Annotated in this window: 16 protein-coding genes; 7 read left to right on the top strand and 9 right to left on the bottom strand. The window is 56.9% G+C overall.

Annotated elements, in window-relative coordinates:
• Positions 1-537: 537 nt before the first annotated feature.
• The 6 genes from RBB82_RS25620 to RBB82_RS25595 all read right to left on the bottom strand — a co-directional run bounded on the left by RBB82_RS25620 (position 538) and on the right by RBB82_RS25595 (position 11,243).
• A complete protein-coding gene (locus RBB82_RS25620; RefSeq protein WP_433975958.1) occupies positions 538-2,490 on the bottom strand; it encodes a hypothetical protein in 1,953 nt (650 codons plus the stop codon).
• 768 nt (positions 2,491-3,258) lie between these two features.
• Positions 3,259-6,258 (bottom strand): carboxypeptidase regulatory-like domain-containing protein, encoded by a 3,000-nt coding sequence (locus RBB82_RS25615; protein ID WP_433976020.1) that lies wholly within the window; start codon positions 6,256-6,258, stop codon positions 3,259-3,261.
• 1,024 nt (positions 6,259-7,282) lie between these two features.
• On the bottom strand, positions 7,283-9,871 hold the full coding sequence (locus RBB82_RS25610; protein WP_433975957.1) for a WD40/YVTN/BNR-like repeat-containing protein: 2,589 nt from the start codon (positions 9,869-9,871) through the stop codon (positions 7,283-7,285).
• Positions 9,872-9,898: 27 nt separating this feature from the next.
• Positions 9,899-10,186 (bottom strand): hypothetical protein, encoded by a 288-nt coding sequence (locus tag RBB82_RS25605; protein WP_433975956.1) that lies wholly within the window; start codon positions 10,184-10,186, stop codon positions 9,899-9,901.
• A 14-nt stretch (positions 10,187-10,200) separates the two neighbouring features.
• Positions 10,201-10,632: an SCP2 sterol-binding domain-containing protein gene (locus tag RBB82_RS25600; protein ID WP_433975955.1), complete on the bottom strand. Its 432-nt coding sequence runs from the start codon at positions 10,630-10,632 to the stop codon at positions 10,201-10,203.
• A gap of 134 nt (positions 10,633-10,766) precedes the next feature.
• Entirely contained in the window at positions 10,767-11,243 is a 477-nt protein-coding gene (locus RBB82_RS25595) for a hypothetical protein (RefSeq protein ID WP_433975954.1), read from the bottom strand.
• Between the two features lie 794 nt (positions 11,244-12,037).
• Here RBB82_RS25595 and RBB82_RS25590 point away from each other — a divergent pair.
• The 5 genes from RBB82_RS25590 to RBB82_RS25570 all read left to right on the top strand — a co-directional run bounded on the left by RBB82_RS25590 (position 12,038) and on the right by RBB82_RS25570 (position 19,812).
• The gene (locus RBB82_RS25590) at positions 12,038-12,409 is read left to right on the top strand and encodes a hypothetical protein (protein ID WP_433975953.1); all 372 of its coding nucleotides are present in this window, start codon (positions 12,038-12,040) and stop codon (positions 12,407-12,409) included.
• Between the two features lie 211 nt (positions 12,410-12,620).
• The gene (locus RBB82_RS25585; protein ID WP_433975952.1) at positions 12,621-14,048 is read left to right on the top strand and encodes a hypothetical protein; all 1,428 of its coding nucleotides are present in this window, start codon (positions 12,621-12,623) and stop codon (positions 14,046-14,048) included.
• Between the two features lie 356 nt (positions 14,049-14,404).
• Complete coding sequence (locus tag RBB82_RS25580) at positions 14,405-17,572, top strand: ATP-binding protein (RefSeq protein WP_433975951.1); 3,168 nt, start codon at positions 14,405-14,407, stop codon at positions 17,570-17,572.
• A gap of 85 nt (positions 17,573-17,657) precedes the next feature.
• Positions 17,658-19,049 (top strand): FAD-binding oxidoreductase, encoded by a 1,392-nt coding sequence (locus RBB82_RS25575; RefSeq protein WP_433975950.1) that lies wholly within the window; start codon positions 17,658-17,660, stop codon positions 19,047-19,049.
• A 115-nt stretch (positions 19,050-19,164) separates the two neighbouring features.
• Entirely contained in the window at positions 19,165-19,812 is a 648-nt protein-coding gene (locus RBB82_RS25570) for a hypothetical protein (RefSeq protein ID WP_433975949.1), read from the top strand.
• 144 nt (positions 19,813-19,956) lie between these two features.
• Here the strand turns inward: RBB82_RS25570 and RBB82_RS25565 are convergent, their stop codons facing one another.
• The 3 genes from RBB82_RS25565 to RBB82_RS25555 form a co-directional block, all read right to left on the bottom strand.
• Entirely contained in the window at positions 19,957-20,145 is a 189-nt protein-coding gene (locus tag RBB82_RS25565) for a hypothetical protein (protein WP_433975948.1), read from the bottom strand.
• Positions 20,146-20,328: 183 nt separating this feature from the next.
• Positions 20,329-20,730: a type II secretion system protein gene (locus RBB82_RS25560; protein WP_433975947.1), complete on the bottom strand. Its 402-nt coding sequence runs from the start codon at positions 20,728-20,730 to the stop codon at positions 20,329-20,331.
• Positions 20,731-20,815: 85 nt separating this feature from the next.
• A complete protein-coding gene (locus tag RBB82_RS25555) occupies positions 20,816-21,043 on the bottom strand; it encodes a hypothetical protein (protein WP_433975946.1) in 228 nt (75 codons plus the stop codon).
• Positions 21,044-21,067: 24 nt separating this feature from the next.
• Here RBB82_RS25555 and RBB82_RS25550 point away from each other — a divergent pair, with 24 nt between their 5' ends.
• Both RBB82_RS25550 and RBB82_RS25545 read left to right on the top strand, forming a co-directional pair.
• Positions 21,068-21,625, top strand: coding sequence for a glutathione peroxidase (locus RBB82_RS25550; RefSeq protein ID WP_433975945.1), 558 nt, complete (start codon positions 21,068-21,070; stop codon positions 21,623-21,625).
• A 300-nt stretch (positions 21,626-21,925) separates the two neighbouring features.
• Positions 21,926-22,501: a hypothetical protein gene (locus RBB82_RS25545; protein WP_433975944.1), complete on the top strand. Its 576-nt coding sequence runs from the start codon at positions 21,926-21,928 to the stop codon at positions 22,499-22,501.
• Positions 22,502-22,595: the final 94 nt, after the last annotated feature.

Genomic DNA, 22,595 nt, shown 5'->3' with positions numbered 1-22,595 from the left:
CCATCTTCAATCGGTTTTGAATGGCGATATGCCTTTCTGCGATTTGACAGCCGGGGCTCTGCGGGTTTGCTGCCTCTTTCGATCTGGCCAGAATGTAGAGCCGAGGGCCGATTGGTGGAGGGTGTCATATTTATTAGGGAGGGAACTGTACCTGCGATGAATAACGGCGTGCATGAATCTCCCGTTTATGTCCGTTGTTTTCAAGAGACTCACCTATCCAATCGCGGATCCGAGTTGGATCTTTTCAGACACCTCGCACGGTATGGAAATCGTTCAGCGTACTCGGATCACGTTAGAAGCGACACGATGAAGTGCCAAGCTTATTAGGACGTCACGATTTATGACGTCACGATGATTATTTTGTGCTTCATCGTTCTGGCCGATAAGACACATGATCACATTGGGGTATGCTAGTGGCCTGTCTCAATGAAAGCGGTAATATCGATCGAAGATGTATCTCGCGCTCTCGATCAGAATGCAAGGCACCATCACGGTATTGCTGGCCTACGTTGGTAACGAACTCTCTGCGACAGGCCGCTAGTGAAGCGGCGAGGGTGGCACTGCCTCCCGGCCAAACTCGACATAGAGATACTCGTCCTTCTCCTGCGGCGGCGTACTGCTGTCATTCACCACTGCATATCCGAAGGCGCTGAAGAAGCGAGTATCGGGATGCGCCAGCCGCACATGCAGATAGTCTCCGAATCGAGTGGGACTGAGACGCGCGCTGGTGCGGGCGCTGGCTTCGCCGAACCAGACCACAAAGTCACCGAGAATGCCCACCGCGTGGCTGCCGTAACTCTTGCCCCCACCCCATGCCAGCGAGATGCCGACCTCGAAATTTGAATTGGTCGTCAGGCTCGGATAAGCGAACGCAATATCGGGGTTCCACACCTGGCTCTGCTCAATAAACTTGTAGTCCTGCGAGACGTCGAACTTGGCGATCTGGATGTGGGCCTGCGGAAAGTTGAAACCGCCCGCGCCTCCATTGCCAGGGGCCGCGGTCCAAGCGAACCAAAGAACATTGCCGACTTTGGTGGCGCCGATAATGCGATGGTCTTCACTGACCCAGTCGCCCGAGTCGGGCGCAGCGCTGATGATGTCGCGATTTTTTTTCGCGTCGAGCGGTGCCAGCGGCCAATTGGCCTGCAGGTTTCTTTCTCGCCAGTAGTAATTCGCATCGCTGCCCTTTGATGAGTAGATTCGAATTGCCGAGTTGTTGATGTGTGCGGCCCAATAATTTTCATCACCAATGTTTTGTGTTGGTGAACCATAGGTTAGCGACTCGGTGCACGCGCCGTAATAGAAGCTGAAGCCCGATCCTGCCTGCATTTCTTTCAGTGGCAACTCGAAGAACAGCTTGCCTTGGAAAGCGTCAGACGAGTTGCCCTTCGAATCGTAAGTGCGGGTGAAGGTGTTCGTGTTGATGTATAGGAATGCATCCCCGTAGCTGATGTCGGGAAAATCGAGCCAGGCGTTCATTCCAAAGGTGTCGGAGGTGAAATCCCATTGACGCAACCACGCCGCCTTTCCTCCTTTGAACTTCTTGAGGTCTGCCGGGCTTGCCAGCGCCACCTTGACAACGCTCTTGCTGGCATTCGCGGAGCCCTGAGCGCCCAATTTGGACTGTACGTAGAGCACGAAGCAGTCGATCTGCGGCGCATAGTGGATGACCTGATCGCCGGACCAACCACCGTAGGTATTGTCGGCGGCGAATATCTTAGTGAAATCCAGGTCAGTAAAAGTTTTTCCTCCGTCGACAGAAACCTTGAGCCAGAGATTGCCTGACATTAGGACTACGTCATCCCCTTTAGCCCCGCTCATGTCGGGCGGCCAGACACCGGTGGTGACACCACTCTCCGTGAATGTGCGGAAGGTAACCGGCGCCTGCCCGCCAGGTGTCGGGCCGCCTCCACTACGAAAGTCAAGCACGTGCGGAGTGGACGCCACCGGCAGCATTTGACCTACGATGGGGCCTTGCTCCACCTGCGGCAAGTCTTCATTGTCGTTCAGCGTGCCGGCGGGTAGAGTCCAGGGGTCGTGCGGGTGCTCGCTCACCTGCACGGGATTGACGAAACCTCGGGATTTCGCGGAGTAGCCGTCGCCGCGACGAATCCCATCGTGGGGTTGACATGGTACGTAGTCACAGATGTCGTCCGGCTTCTGCTCGGGTGGGCAGCACTTGTTCATCTCCGCACGAAGCCGCTCGAATTTCTCGACCTGTAACGCAGCTTCGGGGTGAACAGCCTTGTACATCTCCAGCAGGGAAGTGATTGCTTCGCCGATCGCCGTGATCTGTCGCGCCTGTTTGTGGGTCTCATTCGCAATCAGGCACAGTATGCGCGCGATCTTATCGAGCAAGCAGGAGTCAAGCGTGGCGCCTGCCTCCATGCCGGACAGGTATTTCGTCTGCCTATCCAGCAGTTCGAATAACTCCTGACGAAAGTGGTAATCGGATAGTTCTTGGTGATTGTCGCGATCGTGGCTGTCCATCGAATAAGCCCTCCCTGCATGAATCGAAAGATGTTCGGGATTACGCCAAACGGTTGAGTAATTGAATCAACGAGAAATAATCTGCAAGGCCTAAGGTGGCGGGAGTGCCACGATCATTGCGAACTCGGTAACACCTGAATTGTTGCCGAGGATACTTTCAAGAAGGGTCGTTGCATCCACCCCGTGGGAAACTATACAATGCCACCTTCGATAGGTACAACGCTTATGTAACAGGGATGGGTATCGCGTCAGGTTGTGTGGCCGGTTGCCGCCGCGACTACTCGTCAACAGAGTCCAAACAGGGTGCCAGTGTTTCATGCATGAAAGGCAGGGGAATCTTGTGGGACCTTTCAGTTCGTAGAGTGTCTATGGACGAGCATCCGATCAACCGTGCGCTTCCGATACGATAGCTTGCAGTCCGGCGATAGACTTGCGGTGTCATCCGCTCTGATAGACATTTGGGCTCTCGGGTGAATGCTGCCGGATGCAGCATGTAGACGATCGCGAGTTTACCGAGCGGCAGTGATTCGGATCCCAAGTGGTCGTAAACCGGGTGATCACATGGAAGGGCATCCGTGGTGACAAGGTTCGCGATGACGCCGAAGCGTGGTGGAGTCTCCCGACATGAGTCCGTTTCACGAGACGCCCACAACACCGGCCACGCTGGGGAGTAGCAACCGGGTGCAGCCCTCAGATAGATGCTACGGGCGGAATCGGCTTCGTCATCCTTGTAGCAACGTCCGCGGATGCCTGGCCTCCGCACTGGGTTCAGAAAGAAACCCTCACTCCAAGCTGAGCGGCGAAGGGAATACCCACAGTCGTCCCCGGTCCGAAGAAGTCTCCCAACCCTCCGGCGGGGACACCTAGCTGTTTCAGGCTATGGACTGGCTGGGTTGCCGTGCAGTCGGAGTCTGTACATACCTCGGTGATATTGCCGGCCTGCGCCTGGTCCTGAGGAACCGGCAGCGAGGCAACGTTGGTCACGTAATTGGCACCTGGATTGTTGCGATTGAAGAGATTGAAGAACTCCACGAACGGCATAATCGTCCAGTTGTCGCCGACCTTGATTGGACGGCTGACGCGTAGATCGGTCTGCACGTATGGCGTGGCGCGAAATTCATCCAGCGAAGTGGGCACTCCGTTGACCGCAATACGAGCACTATTGTCGGCGGTGGTGATGGTGAAGGGGCGAGCGCTCTCCGCCTGAGCCAAGCCGCTCACTTGAAAGCCGGCCGGTGCCTGCCAAGCGCCCGCGATGACTAAGCGTTGGCGAACATCCTCGCCCGACGGGCCGTAGTCGCCTGGGCTGAAGGCATTGAGGGGGTCGCAGACGCCGTTCACGTAATCGAAGAGCTCCCCAAGGACACAGCCCCAGGTCTCGGCTTTCGAATAGGTGTAGTTCGCGATCAGATTGACACGTCGGGTGACGTTGCCTTGCAAATGCACCAGCAGTCCGTTGTAACTCGACCGGTTGTCGGAATGAAAGGCATTGACGTCGGGGACATAAGTCGCCTGATCCGGATCGTCGGCCGGCAACTGTGGGGTTAACAGATTTGTGCCGCCGGTGTAACTATAGGCGCGGTAACCATGGTTGCCCTGCTCGTGGATATAGTCGGCGCTCAGAGACCAATTTGCGCTAAAAGCATGTTGCACACCGCCGGAGATGTGAATCGCATACGGCGTCTTGTAGTCCGGCGCGATAATGTTGATTGTTCCTCCCTCGGCACTGCCGGGAACGCAACCAGCGTTTTCGGGCCCGTCCGGATTTTGGATCGGGTCGATACAGGGGCCACGCGCGGCGTTCACGGCCTGCAGTGCCGTTGCCCAACCGGTCTGCGCCAGGTCATTAAAGTACAATCCGAATCCTCCACGAATGACCGTCTTCCCGTTTGCACCAAGCGAATAGGCGAAGCCCAACCGCGGTGCGAACTGCTTTCGGTCGTCATGCGGAGCGGAGAGGATAAGTGGAATATCCAACGCCGCAAGGGTGATATACCCCGGATTTTCGACCTGGCTTCGCCCCGACCCTTTGAACAATCCAAAGGTCGTCGAATAGCGCAGGCCGTAATTAAAAGTCAGATTAGGCGAGACACGCCACGAATCTTGTGCATAGAACGCCAACCGCTGCACATTCTGCGAAAACCCTCCGCCAAGATTCGAGGTCGATGCCCCATTAACGAAGTCCGAAGAAAATTGCGCAGAATTGTTCAGATAGTAAACGGGATTCTCTGGAAGTTGATAGAGCGTCTCCGTATTAGCTGGGAAATCGCCGCCGAGCACCGGCTCATGAATGAAGTCAACTCCGAACTTCACGTTGTGGTGACCATGCGCCCAGCTTAAGTCGTACCGGAATTGATATTTCTCCTGGTTGCGCTCTGAAGGGAAGAACGTAATGGGCGTCGCGAACTGATTGTCTCCAAAAGTCTCAAATCCGGAGATAGTAAGTGCGGTCGAGCTGAAGGGAAAAGCGAGAGCAAACCCGAGATTCGAGTTTCGCGATTGAGTAAGGTGCAAGCCGCTAACATTGAATACGAATTTGCCCAGCAGATTCCGAGCGAAAGTATATTGGTTGCCAAGCACCAAGCTGAAGTAGTTGTTATGCGTCAGCAGCCCAGTCGAGGGAAGTGTACCTTGCTGTACCAGGTTATTGTGAGTGGTGTAGCTATCGGTCGAGGACCGCAGGAACCACCGCGATTTTTCCGACCGTGCAAAGTCAAACCTTACCGAGCCAAAATAGTCGCGAAACGGAATCGGGACATTCGACGGTACGTCGATAGAAGTGACTCCGGGAACCAGCCCTTCGGCGGCAAGGATGGCGAGCGCGTCGAGCTGTGTCGCGCTGGGGGGGCTGTAAGCAATACTCGCGTTCTCTTGCACGCTCTCAAATGCCGCAAAAAACCAGAGCTTGTCTTTGTGTACCGGGCCGCCAAGCGTCCCGACATAGTTCTGCCGTGAGAAAGGCTGTTTGGGGTTCGGCGCCGGATTTTCAATCGGGTACCGGGCATTCAGCGCTGCCGCCCTCTCGTAGAAGGCCGCGTCGCCATGCCAGTTGTTGCTGCCGCTTTTTGTAGTGATCACGATCGAGCCTGCGGTCGTTCCACCGGTGTCGGCGTCCTCCTGTGCCGTGCGGATGGCAAACTCCTGGATTGAGTCCGGCGAAAAGTTTTGCAAAAACCCGCCGATGAAGTCGTCGGAGTTATCCCCGCCATCAACGGATAGCTCATTGTTCAGCCCCGAGCTGCCACCAGTAGAAACGGCGGTGATACGCGCTTTCGTCGGGTCGGATGGTTCGACCGGTTCAGTGCCCGGAGCAAGATAGGCAATATTGGCGAAGCTCCTCGCGGGAAGCGGCAATCCCTCAAGGTCCTGGCTCGTCGCGATCGCTTGATGCACGTTGCTGGATAAGTCGATCGGCTGCGCGGTGATCGAGGAGCCAACCGCGATGACACCTGTCGTCTGCTTCACTTCGGCTGGGATCATTGTCACCACGACGTCGCGGATCGTGCTCACTGTTATTGACACGTCCGCCCCGGCAGTCGCAAAGCCGGTGGCATCGACGGTTACATGCCAGGATCCGGGGGTAAGGTCTGCGAGACTGAACTCACCACGCGAATCGGAACTAACGCGCCGCACCTGGGCCGTTCCGATGAAGTGTGCCTCGACTGTCGCTGCGACAATTCTCGCTCTGGAAGCATCTTGCACCTCTCCACGCAGACTCCCGCTGGTGTCCTGGCCAAATAACGCGACGGTAAAAGATAGAAATAGCAGCGTGTCGAAGATACAAGTTCGCAGAATGCACCCCCTGGTGTATCAATGGGATTCCTCGATTTCGGGGCATGGTCAATAGCGGCTCTGGGAGTTCCTCTACTTCCGCAATCATTTCGATCCGCGTCGTTCTCTTGGCCGCTCGAATCCGGCTCAACACGTTTCGAGCTCGTCATTGTCGTCGCAGCATGGGTATCCCTGCGAGCAGCGCTCGGGATGCTCCTTCTGTCAGCTTCGATTGCGGCAGGCGTCGCAGCACTTTCGCAGCCGCATTCGTTCAGACCGTGTAGGCACCTGGTAACTAGGCGGAGCCAAGAAGCCGAATATGGTTCCTCCACGTTCTCCCGGCAAGTCCAAACATCACGACAGAAATTGCGGCAAACGATAGGGCAAGCTGCCACTCTGCAGATCCGTCTCCGGCATCAGGCGCTGACCCGAACAGGAGCTCAATCCAGTGAGGCATTAGAAGGGTGAGCGCGAGCAACGCGGCGCTTATCAGGCCCAAAGCAGTTTCCACCCAAATCCTTCTTGCCAATCGTTTCTGCATGGACGTTCCTGATTGATGAGATGTTAGTGTCTGCCGCGATACTTTCATGATGACTCCTTTTATCTCGACATTCGATGCAAGTAGCATCCCTAGGCCAACAAAGGGACGCGCAAATCATACACCCACCGAACTCTGTCTAGATGGTGTTGCGACGAACCGTTCGTAGGTTTCGGCATGTCTGACATCCTGGAGCAAGTTCAGACCGATATTGTGCCGTCGCTGCGGAATCGGTAGAGCATAATCGGAAAGCCAGATTTCTTCGTAAGCGTTGGGGCCTGTCAGTTGATGTATGGCGGTGGCTGTCTGACAGGCACGCATCCGAATTGTGACTCCCGGGCGAACAAATCCAGATTTGGCATTGCTCTTCGGATTAGTTTCGGGCGTGGGCGAATGTGCCGGTTGCTCTAAAGTGAGATTGATTGAGCTAGATATCCGATGCATTTTTGAAAATGGCAGTCACCTTTTCGTGTAAGTTCGCAATCAATAATCGAGCGCGGCGAACTCCATCAGATCGAAGACCGGCGGCGGCTGGAACGGAGGCAGCTCCGGTAGCCCCCCGATGCGCAGCACACTGCGCCCCTCGCACTCAACATATACTGCCCGGTCCGTCAGGTCCGAAATCGGATCAAAGAATCCCGATTCCGGCCGGCCCGGCAGCGCAATCGAATTTAGAACCGGAAACCATGAGATCCCGAAGTCCATGGTGCATGAGACACCAGCCGTTCCGAAGACGAACCGCGTCTGACGCTCTCCCCTCGAGAACTGCATATCCTGTAGAAGCGACGCCGAAATCGTCAGCATTCCGCCCGCCGTGAGTATGTTCGTCAACAATGCGTCGACGACCCAGCTCGAACCTCCATCCACCGATACCTTCACCCCATTCGAATCGAGCACATAAATCCCATTCGGATCATACGGATCCACAAACCATCTCAAGGCAGAGCCGACTGGTGTCAGGGCAGTAAGATTGGGAACGATCTGCTGCCATGTGTTGGAACTGGAATCCAGCTTCCACACACTGCCCGTACCATCTCCGATTTTGCCGGTACCGTCTCCGACATAAAACACCGTCGCAAAATGTCCGCCGCTCGTCTGCACAAGATCCACGCCCATCGGCAACGCCGGACCCACCGCCGCAGCCTTCGTCGTGTCGAACCAATCGCTCATCTGCTTAATGGAACGGATCGAATTCGTCCGCATCAGCGTCAGTACCCGTGTATTCAAATCCTGGTTGATGAATACATAGTCTCCGTCCGTCAGCGCCGCCTCCGTCGCCAGCGTCTTCACAACCGGCCGATAGCCCCGCAGCACCCGCCCTGAAGACGCATACGGCACTAACTTCGGCGGCGGACCCACCGCAACGAGCTGCGTCGATGGAGGAAACGTCTTGCTACCGGTATCGCTCGCATCGGGATACTGCGACGAATCCCCGCTCACAATAACCCCGATGCATCCCACCACGCTCGGATCATCCGGCTGGCGCTTCGGCAAAAACTGAATCACTCGATCCGCCGTCGCCGTGTCGCTGAACCACGTATCGCAATCTCCACACCCTGACCCCGGATCGCCCCAATTCACCCCGCCATTGCGACTGAAAAAATCTTCATTGTCGCCACAGCCAAAATAAAGCGCTGGAGTATTCCCAATGCCGAACAACCCCGCAATATTCACCGGATCGAGCGTCTCTAAACCCAGCGGCCAATTCCAGCTGTTCGCATTCTTTCCCCCGTCCGCGCACCAGTGCACCCCTCCGTCATTGGCCATCCATATCGTCCCGCCGATGTATTGGTCGAGAACGCTGCACTGGTTGTACGGAAAATCCACCCCCGTCGCCGGCGTAATGGTGATCTCAAAGTCAGACGTGAAAGCGATTCCGTGTGGGTCCGGATGCACGAACACAACGTTGCCGTGATGGGGATTCGCCTGTCTTGCTACCGAAGCATCTTCGCCGTCCAGCCGATGCCACGAAGTCACCGTCGTCGGAGTTCCCGCCGACGCATGCACATGGCTGCAATCCGAAAAGAACAATAGAAACCCGCTGCTGGTCTCCTTGGTCCGAACGATAGCTACGCCGCTCGGAGAAGTCGTCCCGGAATACACTGGTGGTCCCTGAAGCTGAACCCACTGCGCCATCGGATTCGTTGCGCTGAACTGGCTGAAGTCTCCAACCCACAGGCTTGCCTCTCCCGCCAGTCGTTCGCAGACCGTGTTGCAAATCGTTCCATCGGCTACCTTCGCATAAAAGCTCGGACCATTGGCCGCTCCCTCCGCCGCCATATACACTCTGGTCGGATTCCCCGGTTCAATCGCCAGAACCCTCCCACCCGCTCCGGCCGCAAACGAGATATCCGTCGAGCCGCCGAATCCTCCAAGCCCCCCGTCAGTCGGATCGCAGAACTTGCGAAAAGTACTCAAGGCATTCCGCACAAGATTGATTGTCGAAACTCCCGCATCTTGCGTCCACGTCGTTCCACCATCAGTGGAATACGAGATGATGTTGTCTCCAACCGTGTAGATACGTCTCGTCCCATTCGCCTCCAGCGGCGCAATCGCGACATGCCACGCGTGCACGGCCTTTACTGACCACGAAGTCCCCCCGGTGGAACTCAAACCGATCCCATCGAACCCCATTGCGGCATAAGCGAGCGACCCGTCATCGGGAGCAAACGCGACATTGGAAGGGAAGGAAGTCTTGTGAACAAGCGTCCACGTCACCCCTCCATCTGTGCTCAGGTAGATCCCATCTCTCCCATCCGCGAACTGACTGTCCAGCGCAGACACCAGCACCACGTTCGGGTCCGCAGGTGATATCGCCAGGTCGAATACATGCGGAGCAAACAAAGCCCCCGGGATCTCGCCCTGCACCGTCCCGAACGGCGGCTGTGGCCACGTCATCTGAGACCAGTTCTGTCCGCCGTCGTCCGACCGCCACACCCCGGCAAAACTTCCCGCATACAAGCGGCTGCCATCTGCAGACGCGTCGAGACACGTCATCCGGCCACTCGCAGAGTGGCCCGTCGAGTATCCAAACGTATTGCGCGTCGGTCCTACGTCTCTGATCGTGATCATGGATTTGCCGTCCTCATCGCCGCATAACTACGGCAGATCCACCTGTATTCCATCCACCAGGCCGGAGTCGCTCTCGGCAAAGACGTGCACCGTCAACTTCCGAAACGCCGCCTCCCTGGCCAGTGCCAGACGTTGACTCTGAGTCACGCGATGCACTGGAGTGTCGTCGTCACGCGCATTCCACAGGTAGAACAACCAGCTGTGGTTCGTGGTCGTTTCAAGCACAGTCAGCTTGCAGACGTCAAAAGCATTAACCGCGCCGGGCAAATAACTGTGCACATGGATATTGGTGATCGTTCCAATCGTCTCTGCCATCTCTGGACTCCTTGTCAGCAAGGCGATACATACGTGGCCCTGGGGTCGGTCAGATGTTTTGTGATGTTTTTCGCCATCTCAAAATCGCCACCCACTCTCAGTTTTCCAGCGAAGAGAGCATCGTAAGGCGCAAGTAGCCCTTGTGCGATTTGGGTCCACGTCTCCGGGCGCATCACAAGAATCACGTCGGGTTTCTTTGATTCCTTCCGCTGCACCTTTGCATCCTTGGAACCGGCTTTTATCTCCCAGTGCTCCACACGTTCTCCTTCGTTGCCCGTAACCAGACGGACGTGTAGCAGCATCGGCTTTCCAAAACCTGTGAGTGCTTGTGCCAGCTTGTTTAAACCCTTCTCAGGGTCATCCTGATCTGCAGCCAGCGGTTTCAATCGTGCGAAGGGCGATATGGGCCCGACTTCTCGCCCCCTCTTTCCACCTTGCCATGTCATAGTGGGCGCTCCGCGTTTTGAATTGCTTCAAACTCTATACCGGTCTCTGGGTGGGGTCAAAAGCGGCGAATCCCTCAGTTGCTCTTTTCCGCCCACTCTTCTAGGAAATCATCTCGTGACTTCGAATCTGCGGGCTACTGCTTGTCGTAAACCAGCTTCAATGTCATGGGGTTTCCATTGGCGTCAACGCCGGACGCTGTGGCGGTCATGGTTTTGCCACCGCCGGAAATCACTATGCGCCCGCTGGCGCGATATTTGGTTTTTGAGTTCTTGGCTTCGTAAGTGAAGGTGCTGTCATCTACCTGCTTGACCGAAATGCTGTCATAGGGCGACCCTTCGCCTGTCACCTCAGACGAAGAGCCATCGTACTTGGCGGTATAGCTTGCATTGATCGCCGAGCCATCCGTACGCATGCCTTTGTTGGTCACGTTGACACCGCCGGGTGCCGCTTCCCGCGTGACCGTGAGGTTTTTCACCGGCCATGGCGCCGGCGTGTACTTGCACTTCGCAACGTCAGCCTTCCAAGTCCCGAGAGAGTTGTCTGCGCCCCTTGCGGACACAGTGGTAGTGACTGCCAAAACAAACAACGCCAGGCTGAATATCTTTCGCATATCTATTCTCCTTGTCACATTGAAGACTAGGTTCTGTACATGCTGTCTTTGGTCACGAACTCGGGATTGTCAGGTTAAGAGGCCCTGGAAATGCACCATAGCTGTGAGGGGCGTCAACCAGCCGTGGGAAATGAGCTTATCACACGGCGAAAAGGTCAAGTCTGTTGGCGATGTTGCAGCGTTCTCCCCACTCAAGTGGCGAGAGCAGGCACCGGACTCTACTCATGCCTCTGTAGCGGTGATGGCGGACTGCGACGGTATCAATAGTACTCAAAAGAACGGAGTTCACCCCGCACTTTAAACTGCTCTTCGGCGGTGTCGACACTGCTACCTAGCTCTTCGGGCTAGCTTCAACCTCGGGCGGGGGAGAAGGTCGCTTGATGGAGAAGTACGGAGTCGGATGCGACAACCTGCTATCGGCGCAAGTGGTGACCGCGGACGGGAGACAGGTCGAAGGCAGCCCGAAGTCCGATCCAGATCTCTTTTAGACCATTCGTGGGTAAGGCGGCAACTTGGTGTGGTCACGGCGCTGGAGTACCAACTCCATTCGGTCGACCAGGTTCTGTCGGGAGCCCTCACCTATCCGTTCGGACGAGTTCCAGATCTACTGCAGGCTTTAGTAAAGTTCCTTGCTGGGTTCCCGGATGAAATGGACGCGCGTTTGCCCAGCTGTTGCCATCCGAACACGGCCGAAGACTCAAAGTCGATGTGTGCTATTGCGGCGACCCGCGAATGGGAAATGACTTGCTCCGACCGTTACGCGCTTGCAAGCGCAGGATGACGGCGTCAAGATCATGTCCTACTTGGAAGCTCAGGGGGCCGGAGGATTCTTCCAGCGTCGGTTGCGCACTTCCAAACGAATCTTCTTCTTCGAGAACTCAGTGAATCTGCCATTGCGGCAATTACAACGGCGATCGACGATGCGCCAGCCGCATGCAAACTGTGGCGTTGAGTGGGCTGTTAGCCGTGTAAGTACGACCGATACCGCATTTGCTCTCCGGGAGCCGGGTTATGAAATAGACATGGCAAGCGTTTCGATCACTCCCGCAGTGAAGGCGGAAGTGGTGCGATGGGTCCAGGCTACGCGCGATAATTTACAACCCTTTGCGCATGGAGTGTGCGTGAACCAGTTGGGCGATACGAGTGACCAACTGGTCGGCCCATAGGGAACGGCTCGGCAGCATACGCGAAGTTTCTATCCTGACGACACCGCTTCACAGCTTTGAAGCCTAATCGCTAGGCAGCACCAAAGAGAATTCCTACTCGAACTTCAAGTTGGAGTATGCCCGCGCTCAATTTGAATTCGCTGGGTTGTGAATTTGTGGAAGGAGTCTCCCAAAGCATAGAATGCTTCAAAATTTGCGCAAGGAGACCTCTATGGCTGCTCTTTCAGGACAAGCTGATGCACGCAATTCGTTTGGGGTGGTGGGAACGGCAACTACCGACCTGCCCCAGAACAGCGCCGGCATTACCGGAATAGCCGGGGACCCCGATTCCGTACAGTCATGGAGTGATCGCGTCGACGCGTTTGGACAACTCGTTGGGGGAGTGGCGGTATCGGGCATCGTGCCCCTGTTGCAGGGAAGCACGATTTTTCATACCAGCTTTGGATTTCTCGCCGGAAGCGATCCAGTATTCAACCAGCATGCGGGAGTGTACGGCGAGAGCGATCAACTGGGAGTCATTGGAATGGCGACGGCTGCCGGAACGACCGGAGTCTTCGGCGGCAACAAGACGGGCAGCGGCTTTGGTGTACGTGGCGAAACCACCTCGGGCGTGGGAGTCCAGGGCCAAAGTTTTGGATCAGGTGCCGCCGCACGATTCATCGGCAATGTCGATTGTGAAGGCAACCTGGCGGTGAACAATCAGGCGCCCATCGGTATGAACGTGAACGTGACCGGTTCGGGCTTAGTGGGCATTCAGGGGATGGGACCGCAGACTGGGGTTCGTGCTCAAGCTACCGGAGCCAGTGGCATTGGACTGGAAGGCGCAGGAATCAGCGCAGGCGTGAAAGGCCAGGCAGCTGGAGAAGGTCCGGGGCATGTTGGAGTGCTCGGCCGAGCAATCATTGTTCCCAATCCCGCTGACCCAGTCGTGACGGGTGCCCTGACCAGTGAAGTCAATGCTTTGGCGAGCGGCGGCAGGGGCGTACTTGGAGTCGGCTCCAATGTGGGCGTACAGGGCATCGCTACAACTGGGAATGGGCTCGATGGATTGAGCATGACGGGTGTTGGTGTGAGCGGAGGCACCAGCGGAACAGGACCGAACGCCGCCGGCATCGTGGGTGTGTCGAGGGCAGGAGGAGGGTCCTTTGCCGGCAAGTTCACCGGAAATGTCGACGTCGCGGGCAACCTCTCGAAGAGCGGTGGCGGTTTCAAGATCGATCATCCTCTGTCGCCCGCCGAAATGTATTTGAACCACTCGTTTGTGGAATCGCCCGACCGGAAGAACGTCTACGACGGAGTTGCCGTCCTGAACCCACACGGCGAGGCTACAGTTGAATTGCCGGAATGGTTCGAAGCGCTGAACACGAGCTTTCGGTATCAACTCACCTGTATAGGTGAATTCGCTCCGGTTCACATCGGGCGGAAGCTACGCGGGAACCGTTTCATCATCGCCGGCGGCCGCGATGGAATGGAGGTAAGTTGGCAAGTCACAGGAGTTCGTTCCGACGCATGGGCCAAAGCGAACCCACTTGCGGTTGAGGAGATCAAGCACGAAACCGAACGCGGAACCTATCGCCATCCAGAGTCATGTGAGCATGGGCGCGCAACCATCGAGGAAACGGATCTAGCAGTTGCATGATCGCGGCACCATTCCAGATCAAACACTTCTGACCTCGGCAAACCGTCTTTTGGGTCGGACCACGATTCATGAGGGGTTGGTGTTGGAAAGGCTGTTCACTCCCGAAATGGTGCCGGACGAAGTCATACGTGCGGCGCTCGCGGCGTTGGTGATGGACCCTACAAAGAACCAGTACGGCCGCCTGATGTCTCAGGGGGTAATTTCGCGAGGTCGTGGCCGATTGGTTGCAATGGGTCGGTTTCCATCCCTTCACGTTGAACCCGCCGGTGATTCAGCTGGCATATGTCTGACTTCCACGCCGATCTCCTTGCTTACCGTCGCCTCTCCTTTCGAGAAATCATGGATAGAATTCAGATGTGACGCTGATCCGCATTGAGCTGCTGGGCAAATTCCGGTTTACCTTCGGGCAGCAACTGATCACTTCGGTAAATACAAACCGGATGCGATCTCTGCTTGCGTTTCTCGTGCTTCATGGGGAAGCGACGCAGTCCCGCGAACAACTGGCGTTTCTGCTGTGGCCTGAGTCGGGCGAAGCACAGGCGCGAACCAACCTTCGCCAGTTGCTGCATAACCTGCGGCGGGCTCTTCCAGTGGAGTGCTCGCTGCTGGTGAGCGACAACCAGACGGTTCGCTGGCTTCCGGATTGTTCCTGCACGATCGACGTGGTTGAATTCGAGGCGGCGATTCGCGCCGTGGAGACGGTCCGCGACACCAATGCCAGCGGCACGCGCGAAATGCTGGAAAAAGCGGCGCAATTGTATCAAGATGACCTGTTGCCCGATTTATACGACGATTGGCTGCAAATCAGGCGCGAGCAATTGCGCAATTTGTTCGCGGAGGTTTTGAGCCGCCTGTCGGCGCTGCTTGAGGCAGCGGGGGACATTGTGGGTGCGATCCGCCATGTGGAGCGGCTGGTCGCTTTGGATCCGCTTCGCGAAGCGTATTATCAGTCCCTGATCCGCCTGCACGTACTTAACGAGGACAGGTCAAGCGCGTTGCGGGTCTATCACCAATGCAAGCGCAACCTGCAGCGGGAATTGGGAGTAAGTCCAAGCAAGGGGACGCAGGATGTTTTCATGCAGGCGCTGAAATCGGAGGGTCCATCAAGCGCCCAGGCAGAGTTGCCGCGAATCGCGGCACCGAGGCCGCAACCCATGGTGGGCCGCAAGTTGGAGTGGGAGCGGCTGCTGAGGTGCTGGCGACGTGCGACCGAGAGTGGGCCGTACGAGCCGCATTTGGCACTCATCATTGGAGAGCCTGGTGTGGGCAAATCCCGGCTGGCCGAAGAGATGTTTGAAACATGCTCGCGCAATCCGAATTGGGCGGCGGCTCGGGCGCGGTGCTACTTCGCGCAAGGGCAACTGGCCTATGGTCCGGTGGCGGAGTGGATGCGGGAGGAGCCGCTGCGGCGTGCGCGCGTGAAGTTACCGAAGCCGCAGCTGGCGGAGCTCGCGCGGGTGCTGCCGGAGTTGCTGGTGGACAATCCGGAGTTGGTGCCGCCTCAACCGCTGACGGAAAGCTGGCAACGGCTGCATCTCTATGAGGCATTGAATGCCGCATTCCGCAATGCGCCAAAGCCCTTGTTGCTGCTGATCGACGACTTGCAGTGGTGCGACCAGGATTCATTTGAATGGCTGCATTCGCTGTTTCGATCGGGGGCGGCGGACCGATTCCTGGTGCTCGGCACGGTGCGCATAGAAGAGACAGGGCGCGATCACTTGCTGGCCAACCTGATGCGTGAGCTGGGCAAGTCGGGTCAATTGTCGGAGATCCCGCTGGGGCCGTTCAGCGTGGAGGAGACTGCCGCACTTGCTGCCCAAGTGGCCGCGCGCAGTTGCGACCCGGCATTCGTGAGTGGACTCTATCAAACCACCAAGGGCAACGCCTTGTTCGTGGTTGAGAGCGTGCGTGCGGCACTTGAAGATAACGGCTCAAAGGATGCGGTGCCGCCGCGGGTGCAGGCCGTCATCTCGTCCCGGCTTGCGCAGCTTTCGCCTGCCGCGTATGAATTGGCCGGACTCGCGGCTGCCATCGGGAGGCCGTTCTCCTTTGAACTGCTAGTGAAGGGAACGGACTGGGATGAAGACAGCATCTCCCGCGGCTTGGAAGAGTTGTGGCAGAGGCGCATTATTGATGGAGAGGGCGGAGACGCTTACCACTTTACTCACGACCTGTTGCGCGACGTGGCTTATGCCGAACTAAGCCCTATTCGCAGGAGGTTGCTGCACCGCCGCATTGCGCGCTCGCTGGAGGAACTGAATGCGAATGATCCGGAGGGGGTAAGCGGGTGGCTGGCGGCGCACTACGACTCGGCGGGGATGGCGGAGGAGGCGATCCGCAACTGCAAATTTGCCGCCTCGGTTGCGAAGCGGCGGTTTGCAGACGCCGAAGCCGCAGACCTGATCCGGCGCGCGCTTCGACTTTGCCGCGATCTCCCAGAGAGCGCGAAGCGCGACCAACAGGAACTCGACCTCCTGGTTACACTAGGGGCGTTGGTAACAACGCATGGCTACACCATGCCGGAGGTGGGCGATACGTATGCGCGCGGATTGGAGCTTTCGAAACGGGCCGGCGATCGGAAACATCTGTTCCCACTGTTGAGCGGTGCATGGCTCTTCCATATCGTGCGCGGTGAGCTGGAAGAGTCAAGGCGGGTGGCACAGGATTCGGTGGATGCCGCCCAGCTTGAGAACGCGTTCGCACAGCAAATGGCCAGTCAGTTCCTGCTGGGGACAAGCCTGTTTCACCTAGGGCAATTTGAGGCCTCGTGGCAGCAAATTGAGCAGGCGTCGCCGGCTGCCGATGGCCCTATGCATCCAGCTTTAGCCTTGTTCGCTGGACCCGATGTGGGCGTATTTCGGCGGGCCTATCTTTCCCACATACGTTGCCTGTTTGGCCAGGCGGCGGAGGCTGAGGAGATGAGTGTTGAATCCATTGTGAAGGCTCGCGCAGTGTCGCATCCCTTCACGCTCGGGATCGCGCTGGATTATGCCGCTATGCTCCACGTTTACCGGGGTGACGGGAAACGCGCGCTGGCTCTAGCCGAAGAAGCATCCGACGTCTGCGGGAAACATGAGTTTGTCTATTACCAGGGGCTGGCCGATATTTTTGCGGGCTGGGCCACCGGCGTGGAAGGCAACACGGCGGGGGGATTGGCCAGACTGCGCAAGGGACTTGATACGGTGAAGGGCTTGCGAGCCGAGCTTCGCATGCCTTTCTACCACGGGTTGCTGGCGGAGGTTTGCGGTTTGGCGGGCCAAGCAGGCGAAGCACTGGCAAACATTGCCACCGGGCTTGCATTCCTCAACAAGAACGGCGAAACGTGGTCGGCGCCTGAATTGCACCGGATTCATGGGGACCTGCTGCTGCACAGCGGAGACAGAGCCCAGGCCCAGGCCAGCTACCGGCACGCGATCGATTTGGCGCGGCGGGCCGGCGCCCGCCTGTTTGAACAGCGAGCCGAGGCTGGCCTAAGCGGGCTGTTGGCGCTGCGAAACGGCCAGGCAAAAGCTGCCGAACGCTGATGGAACTCCCATAGAACGCTTTCCGAACGCTTCGCCCTGCAGAGTTGTACATGAATCCGTGAACTTCCCGGACAAGGAGGAAACCATGCAGCAGGAAGACGTGAATCAATTCAGAACTCAGTTACGTGGCCAACTGATTGAACCCACCGACCCAGGCTACGAAGAGGCGCGCAAAGTGTATAACGCGATGATCAGCAAGAAGCCACGCTTGATTGCTTTTTGTGCTGATGTGGCCGACGTAATGGCAGCGGTTCAGTTCGGCAAGCAACAGGATCTGAAGGTGTCGATTCGAAGCGGAGGCCACAATGCGGGAGGGTTGGGAATCTGCGACGACGGACTGGTCATCGATCTATCGCGAATCAAGTTCGTTCATGTGGACCCAGCGGCAAGAACCGTGCGTGTGGGCGGAGGCTGCACATGGGGCGATATCGACCACGCCACGCATGCTTTCGGGCTGGCCGTTCCTTCAGGGATCATATCGACGACCGGCGTGGGAGGGCTGACCCTGGGCGGCGGCATCGGACACCTGACGCGGCAGTACGGTCTGACGATTGACAACCTTCTGGCGGCCGACGTGGTGCTGGCTGATGGGAAATTTGTTGTTGCCAGCGCGGACGATAACAGCGATCTGTTCTGGGCCATTCGCGGAGGCGGCGGAAACTTCGGCGTGGTGACTTCGTTCCTTTTTCAGGCGCACCCCGTTTCCATTGTCTGCGCCGGCCCGATGTTGTGGGAGATGGATCAAGCGGCAGACATCATGAAGTGGTATCGAGAATTTATCGCGCAGGCGCCGGAAGAGATCAACGGCTTCTTTGCCTTTATCACTGTGCCGCCCGGGCCGCCTTTCCCGGAGCATTTGCACTTTAAGAAGATGTGCGGGATTGTGTGGTGCTACGACGGACCGATGGAGCAGGCGAACGAGATTCTGGGGCCACTGCGGAACTTCCGGCATCCAGCCTTCGAGTTCTTTGTGCCGATGCCGTTTCCCATGCTGCAGGGCATGTTTGACGGGCTGTATGCGCCGGGGTTGCAGTGGTATTGGAAGGCGGACTTTGTCAATGAGCTGGGGGACGAAGCCGTCGCGCTCCACATCAAGCACGGATCGGAGTTGCCTACGCTTCACTCCACGATGCACCTTTACCCGATCAACGGGGCGGCTCACAGGGCAGGCAACAAAGATACGCCGTGGAGTTATCGCGGGGCTATGTGGAGCGAGGTGATTGTCGGCGTGGACCCAGATCCGGCCAATAAGGATCGCATTATTGAATGGGCGCGAAGCTACTGGGAGGCGCTGCATCCCTACGGAGCCGGCGGCGCGTATGTGAACTTCATGATGGAGAACGAGGGGCAAGACCGCATACGCGCGTCCTACCAAAACAACTACAACAAGCTTGTGGAACTGAAGACGAAGTACGATCCAAATAACTTCTTCCGGGTGAATCAGAACATCGTCCCGGTCGCCAAAGGTGCTGCGTGATTAACGTCCTTCGCAGCCCTAATGCGAGTCGGGAACTGATGCGCGAGGTTCCGAGTGACGCTGGATCCCACGAGAATCGAGTGACATTATGAATGTCCAGAGACCCAGCAACGTCATGCACTCACACTTGCTTAAGATGACGATGCTGTCGCAGAGAGCCGTCGACTACTCCATCAAGTCCTATGAATGGAAGAGCCTAGAATTCTGCAAAGCCGTCCTCGATGCCGAGGCGGAATGGGGGGAGGTTCAACGCGGCGTAGGCGATCTAGGCCGCACGTTTCGCGCCGTGGGAAGGCCTATTGACTTTGACTCGCCTTTTGCATGTTGTGCATTGCGAATCTTCGGCGCACTTCGCGTCACATACGCCGCAGCTACAAAAATCGTGAATGATACTATGCTGATGCTCGAAGGCGGGCGCCTCGCGTCATCTTCGGAGATAAGAGAAATGGGAGATCACGTCAACAGCCTGGTGCGCCTGTACACCGTAGCCTTGTTCAAGAAGGACGTAGAACACGCTGCAACGATTCTTCAGAACGCCAAAGTTCGAGACTACTTCTATCCGCGCATCTATCCTGCACAAAACGACGTTTGCCATGGGAACGTCGCAGCTGGTCAATTTGAATTTGAGATTGCCAGGAGTCTGGTTGAAATCGCAGAACAAGCATTTGAAATAGGCGACGCAATCGTGGGGTGGCTCGAGGCCAAGGACTGCCGCCGCGTAAACGCTCCGGACAACTCAAGCGCATCCATGTGCACGACTTGACGCCAGTGGGACACAAGCGGGAGGAAGAATGCCAAGGGCACATGAAGCCTGAATGCATATCGCTCGGCCCATCGCAATCCCAGAAGGTGAACTGTCCGGTCAGTTCCCGGTGGAGCGACCTGAACGCGTCGGTGTAGCAGAGCTTCAGCAGTCGATGTCCTCTGGAATCACGTTGAAGTCGCCGCCGATAAGAGTTGGTATCTCTTTGCTGCGCCAGAGGCTCATTTGTTTGTAGAGCCGATTCATCCACGCAAGTTTATAAGCGAAGTTCTCGCCATCCACTGGATTGCCGTTCGGCAGATAGATGTTGACGATGCGGATTCCCTGGGTCATTACCTCGAGATACCATGAGTGACTGTCCGCCTCGTCGCCTGTAAGAGTTTTGCTGACTGTCTCAATCGGTGCATACTGGTCACGAGGAGCCTCCTTGGATGTCTCTGAATCAGCAAATAATCGCTGAGTTCAGCCCTTGTACACCAAAGTGCTCCTCAACTCCGCGACGTATCCATCCAAACATTACGGACAAGTGATAGTGAGAGTCTGATCGATCGTACAAGTCTTGATTCCTGTCTTACCTATTTCAGTCGGAGTGGACTGTGCCTTGAAGGCTGTACGTGATGAAGAAAGGATCGAGAAATTGTGCCCGTCCGCCTGACCGCTTGCGATACTTGCAGGTAAGCCTGACAGAGTACTTAAAGAATCGGTGTATGTGCCACTCGTAGCGTGATACGTAATTTCTGCTTTGCCGATCAGAGTGAGGTCGGCCGCCGCTGCAGCATCTCGCGCCGCCTCCCGCGCTTTTTGGACTGCCGGAAGCAAAAGCGCAATCAGCACAGCGATGATCGCGATCACTACAAGCAGTTCAATCAAAGTAAATCCCGAGCTCATGTTTCGACGAGTGATTCTTGCGGTATCCATTCTGCTCTCCTTTCGCGTGAAACGGTCGATCGGTAGCGCATCCGGGGCCATCTTCATAGTTGCATTGGTAATTCACTACATTACTTCATTCGATAATAGCCAAGTGGACGTAAAACCGGCTTGTCGTATCGGCTCCGATGAAAAGCAGCAGAGCGCCAATCAGGGGAAGAAGCGCTTTTATCCATCTGCTGATTGCGCCCACAAACTCAATGCTTTTCGTGAACGGCCAGGGATGGCTAGTACTGGCATAGGCCTTGAACTCAGCTTCCCATCGGTCAACTCTTGCTCCTCCCATCTCGCCATCAGCTATCATCCAGACAACATCCGGAGAAAGAACGTGCGCAAACTAGTCTCTACCCTCGTCCTCTGCCTAAGCCTCGCAATTACCGCCCTCGCCGCCCCCAACGCCAAAGTCTACAACTACACCCTCAAATCCATCGACGGCAACCCCACTAGCCTCTCCCAGTTCCACGGTAAGGTCCTCTTCTTGGTCAATGTCGCCAGTAGCTGCGGGTACACCCCGCAATACAAGGCCCTCGAAGCCGTCTACGAAAAATATAAGGACCGCGGCCTGGTCATCGTCGGCATCCCCGCCAACAACTTCGCCAACCAGGAGTCCGGCACCGACGCCGAGATCAAGACCTTCTGCTCGAAGAAGTACAACGTCACCTTCCCGATGATGTCCAAAGTCTCCGTCAAGGGCGCCGACCAGACTCCGCTCTATAAGTACCTCACCGACAAGACCGTCAACCCAACCATCGGCGGCGACATCAAGTGGAACTTTACCAAATTCATCTTCGACCGCAACGGCAAGCCCGTAGCCCGCTTCGAACCCGCCACCACCCCCGACTCACCCGAAGTCATCGAAGCCATAGAATCTGCCCTCAAGCAGTAAAGACAACGACCGTCGTCGGAGGGCTTCCTACTTCCTGCTGGGATGACAAATTGGAGTAGCAGAAAGGAGCAATCCGCATGAGAATCGCGCTAGAGTGCCCCTGGCTCTCCGCGCTTCTGATATGTCTTGCTTCAGGCTCAGCGTGCTCCGCTCAAATCTGGTGACGGTCGGTTATATCGTCGAACAGCCAGTGCAAATAGGCACGTCTCTTCCTTGGTCAATGAGTGCATCGGCGACTTATCACGTGACCGACAGCCCTCAAGCTGGGAGGAGATGCTTCTCGGTCGTCGTGCACGGGGAATGCAAAACCGCAAGGGCCTCACCAACGATGGAAAGATCGCCATCAACGAGATGATGAAACGCGGCATGCTGATCGATATCGATCACATGTCCGATGCCTCAAAGATGGATACATTCGGCCTCAATGTGTCAGGTGGATATCCGCTCAACAGCGGCCACAGCGGGCTGCGCGGTTTCTTCCCCGCCGGATACCCCCGAGACGAGGCCGCCGTCAACGAACGCCTGACGACCGCAGGCCAATATGCCACCATCTCGAAGCTGCACGGCATGGCCGGCGTTGGGGGCGTCTTCGATGCCTTTCAGTGGTCCGAGGCGAATCAGCAGGTGATAACAGCGATGACCACGGCATCGACCCCAAGCCCCGCTGCCGGCTTCGGAACGGATACCGACGGCATGCCGCCGCGCTGCACCCCGCGCATCGACCCCGCCAATCCGGTGCCGATCTGCGATCCGTCAGTGCCGGTGCCTCCGAGCAATCAGCCTGGGATGCCCTCATCGCCCACGTTCCAATACGACCCCGATAGTTGCACCGGTCCCAACTGTTTCAAGATCAGCCGCCTCGGCACGCGAAGTTGAGATTATAGAACATTCGGAGTTGCTCACTACGGGATGCTCGCCGACTTCCTGAAAGACGTTGTGGCAGAACCAGTGGCGGGCTCGAATACGTTCA

This window comes from Tunturiibacter lichenicola (genome assembly GCF_051013355.1).
Lineage (GTDB): Bacteria > Acidobacteriota > Terriglobia > Terriglobales > Acidobacteriaceae > Edaphobacter > Edaphobacter lichenicola_F.
Note: the sequence above shows the minus strand (reverse complement) of the source record. Positions and strands in the feature narration are given on the sequence as shown.

Coding starts and splice junctions, on each gene's coding strand:
- RBB82_RS25565 (WP_433975948.1), bottom strand. CDS start 20,145: ATGACCCAGGGAATCCGCATCGTCAACATCTATCTGCCGAACGGCAAT.
- RBB82_RS25585 (WP_433975952.1), top strand. CDS start 12,621: ATGGCTGCTCTTTCAGGACAAGCTGATGCACGCAATTCGTTTGGGGTG.
- RBB82_RS25605 (WP_433975956.1), bottom strand. CDS start 10,186: ATGGCAGAGACGATTGGAACGATCACCAATATCCATGTGCACAGTTAT.
- RBB82_RS25620 (WP_433975958.1), bottom strand. CDS start 2,490: ATGGACAGCCACGATCGCGACAATCACCAAGAACTATCCGATTACCAC.
- RBB82_RS25560 (WP_433975947.1), bottom strand. CDS start 20,730: ATGGATACCGCAAGAATCACTCGTCGAAACATGAGCTCGGGATTTACT.
- RBB82_RS25570 (WP_433975949.1), top strand. CDS start 19,165: ATGCACTCACACTTGCTTAAGATGACGATGCTGTCGCAGAGAGCCGTC.
- RBB82_RS25555 (WP_433975946.1), bottom strand. CDS start 21,043: ATGATAGCTGATGGCGAGATGGGAGGAGCAAGAGTTGACCGATGGGAA.
- RBB82_RS25595 (WP_433975954.1), bottom strand. CDS start 11,243: ATGCGAAAGATATTCAGCCTGGCGTTGTTTGTTTTGGCAGTCACTACC.
- RBB82_RS25600 (WP_433975955.1), bottom strand. CDS start 10,632: ATGACATGGCAAGGTGGAAAGAGGGGGCGAGAAGTCGGGCCCATATCG.
- RBB82_RS25590 (WP_433975953.1), top strand. CDS start 12,038: ATGTCCTACTTGGAAGCTCAGGGGGCCGGAGGATTCTTCCAGCGTCGG.
- RBB82_RS25575 (WP_433975950.1), top strand. CDS start 17,658: ATGCAGCAGGAAGACGTGAATCAATTCAGAACTCAGTTACGTGGCCAA.
- RBB82_RS25610 (WP_433975957.1), bottom strand. CDS start 9,871: ATGATCACGATCAGAGACGTAGGACCGACGCGCAATACGTTTGGATAC.
- RBB82_RS25545 (WP_433975944.1), top strand. CDS start 21,926: ATGCAAAACCGCAAGGGCCTCACCAACGATGGAAAGATCGCCATCAAC.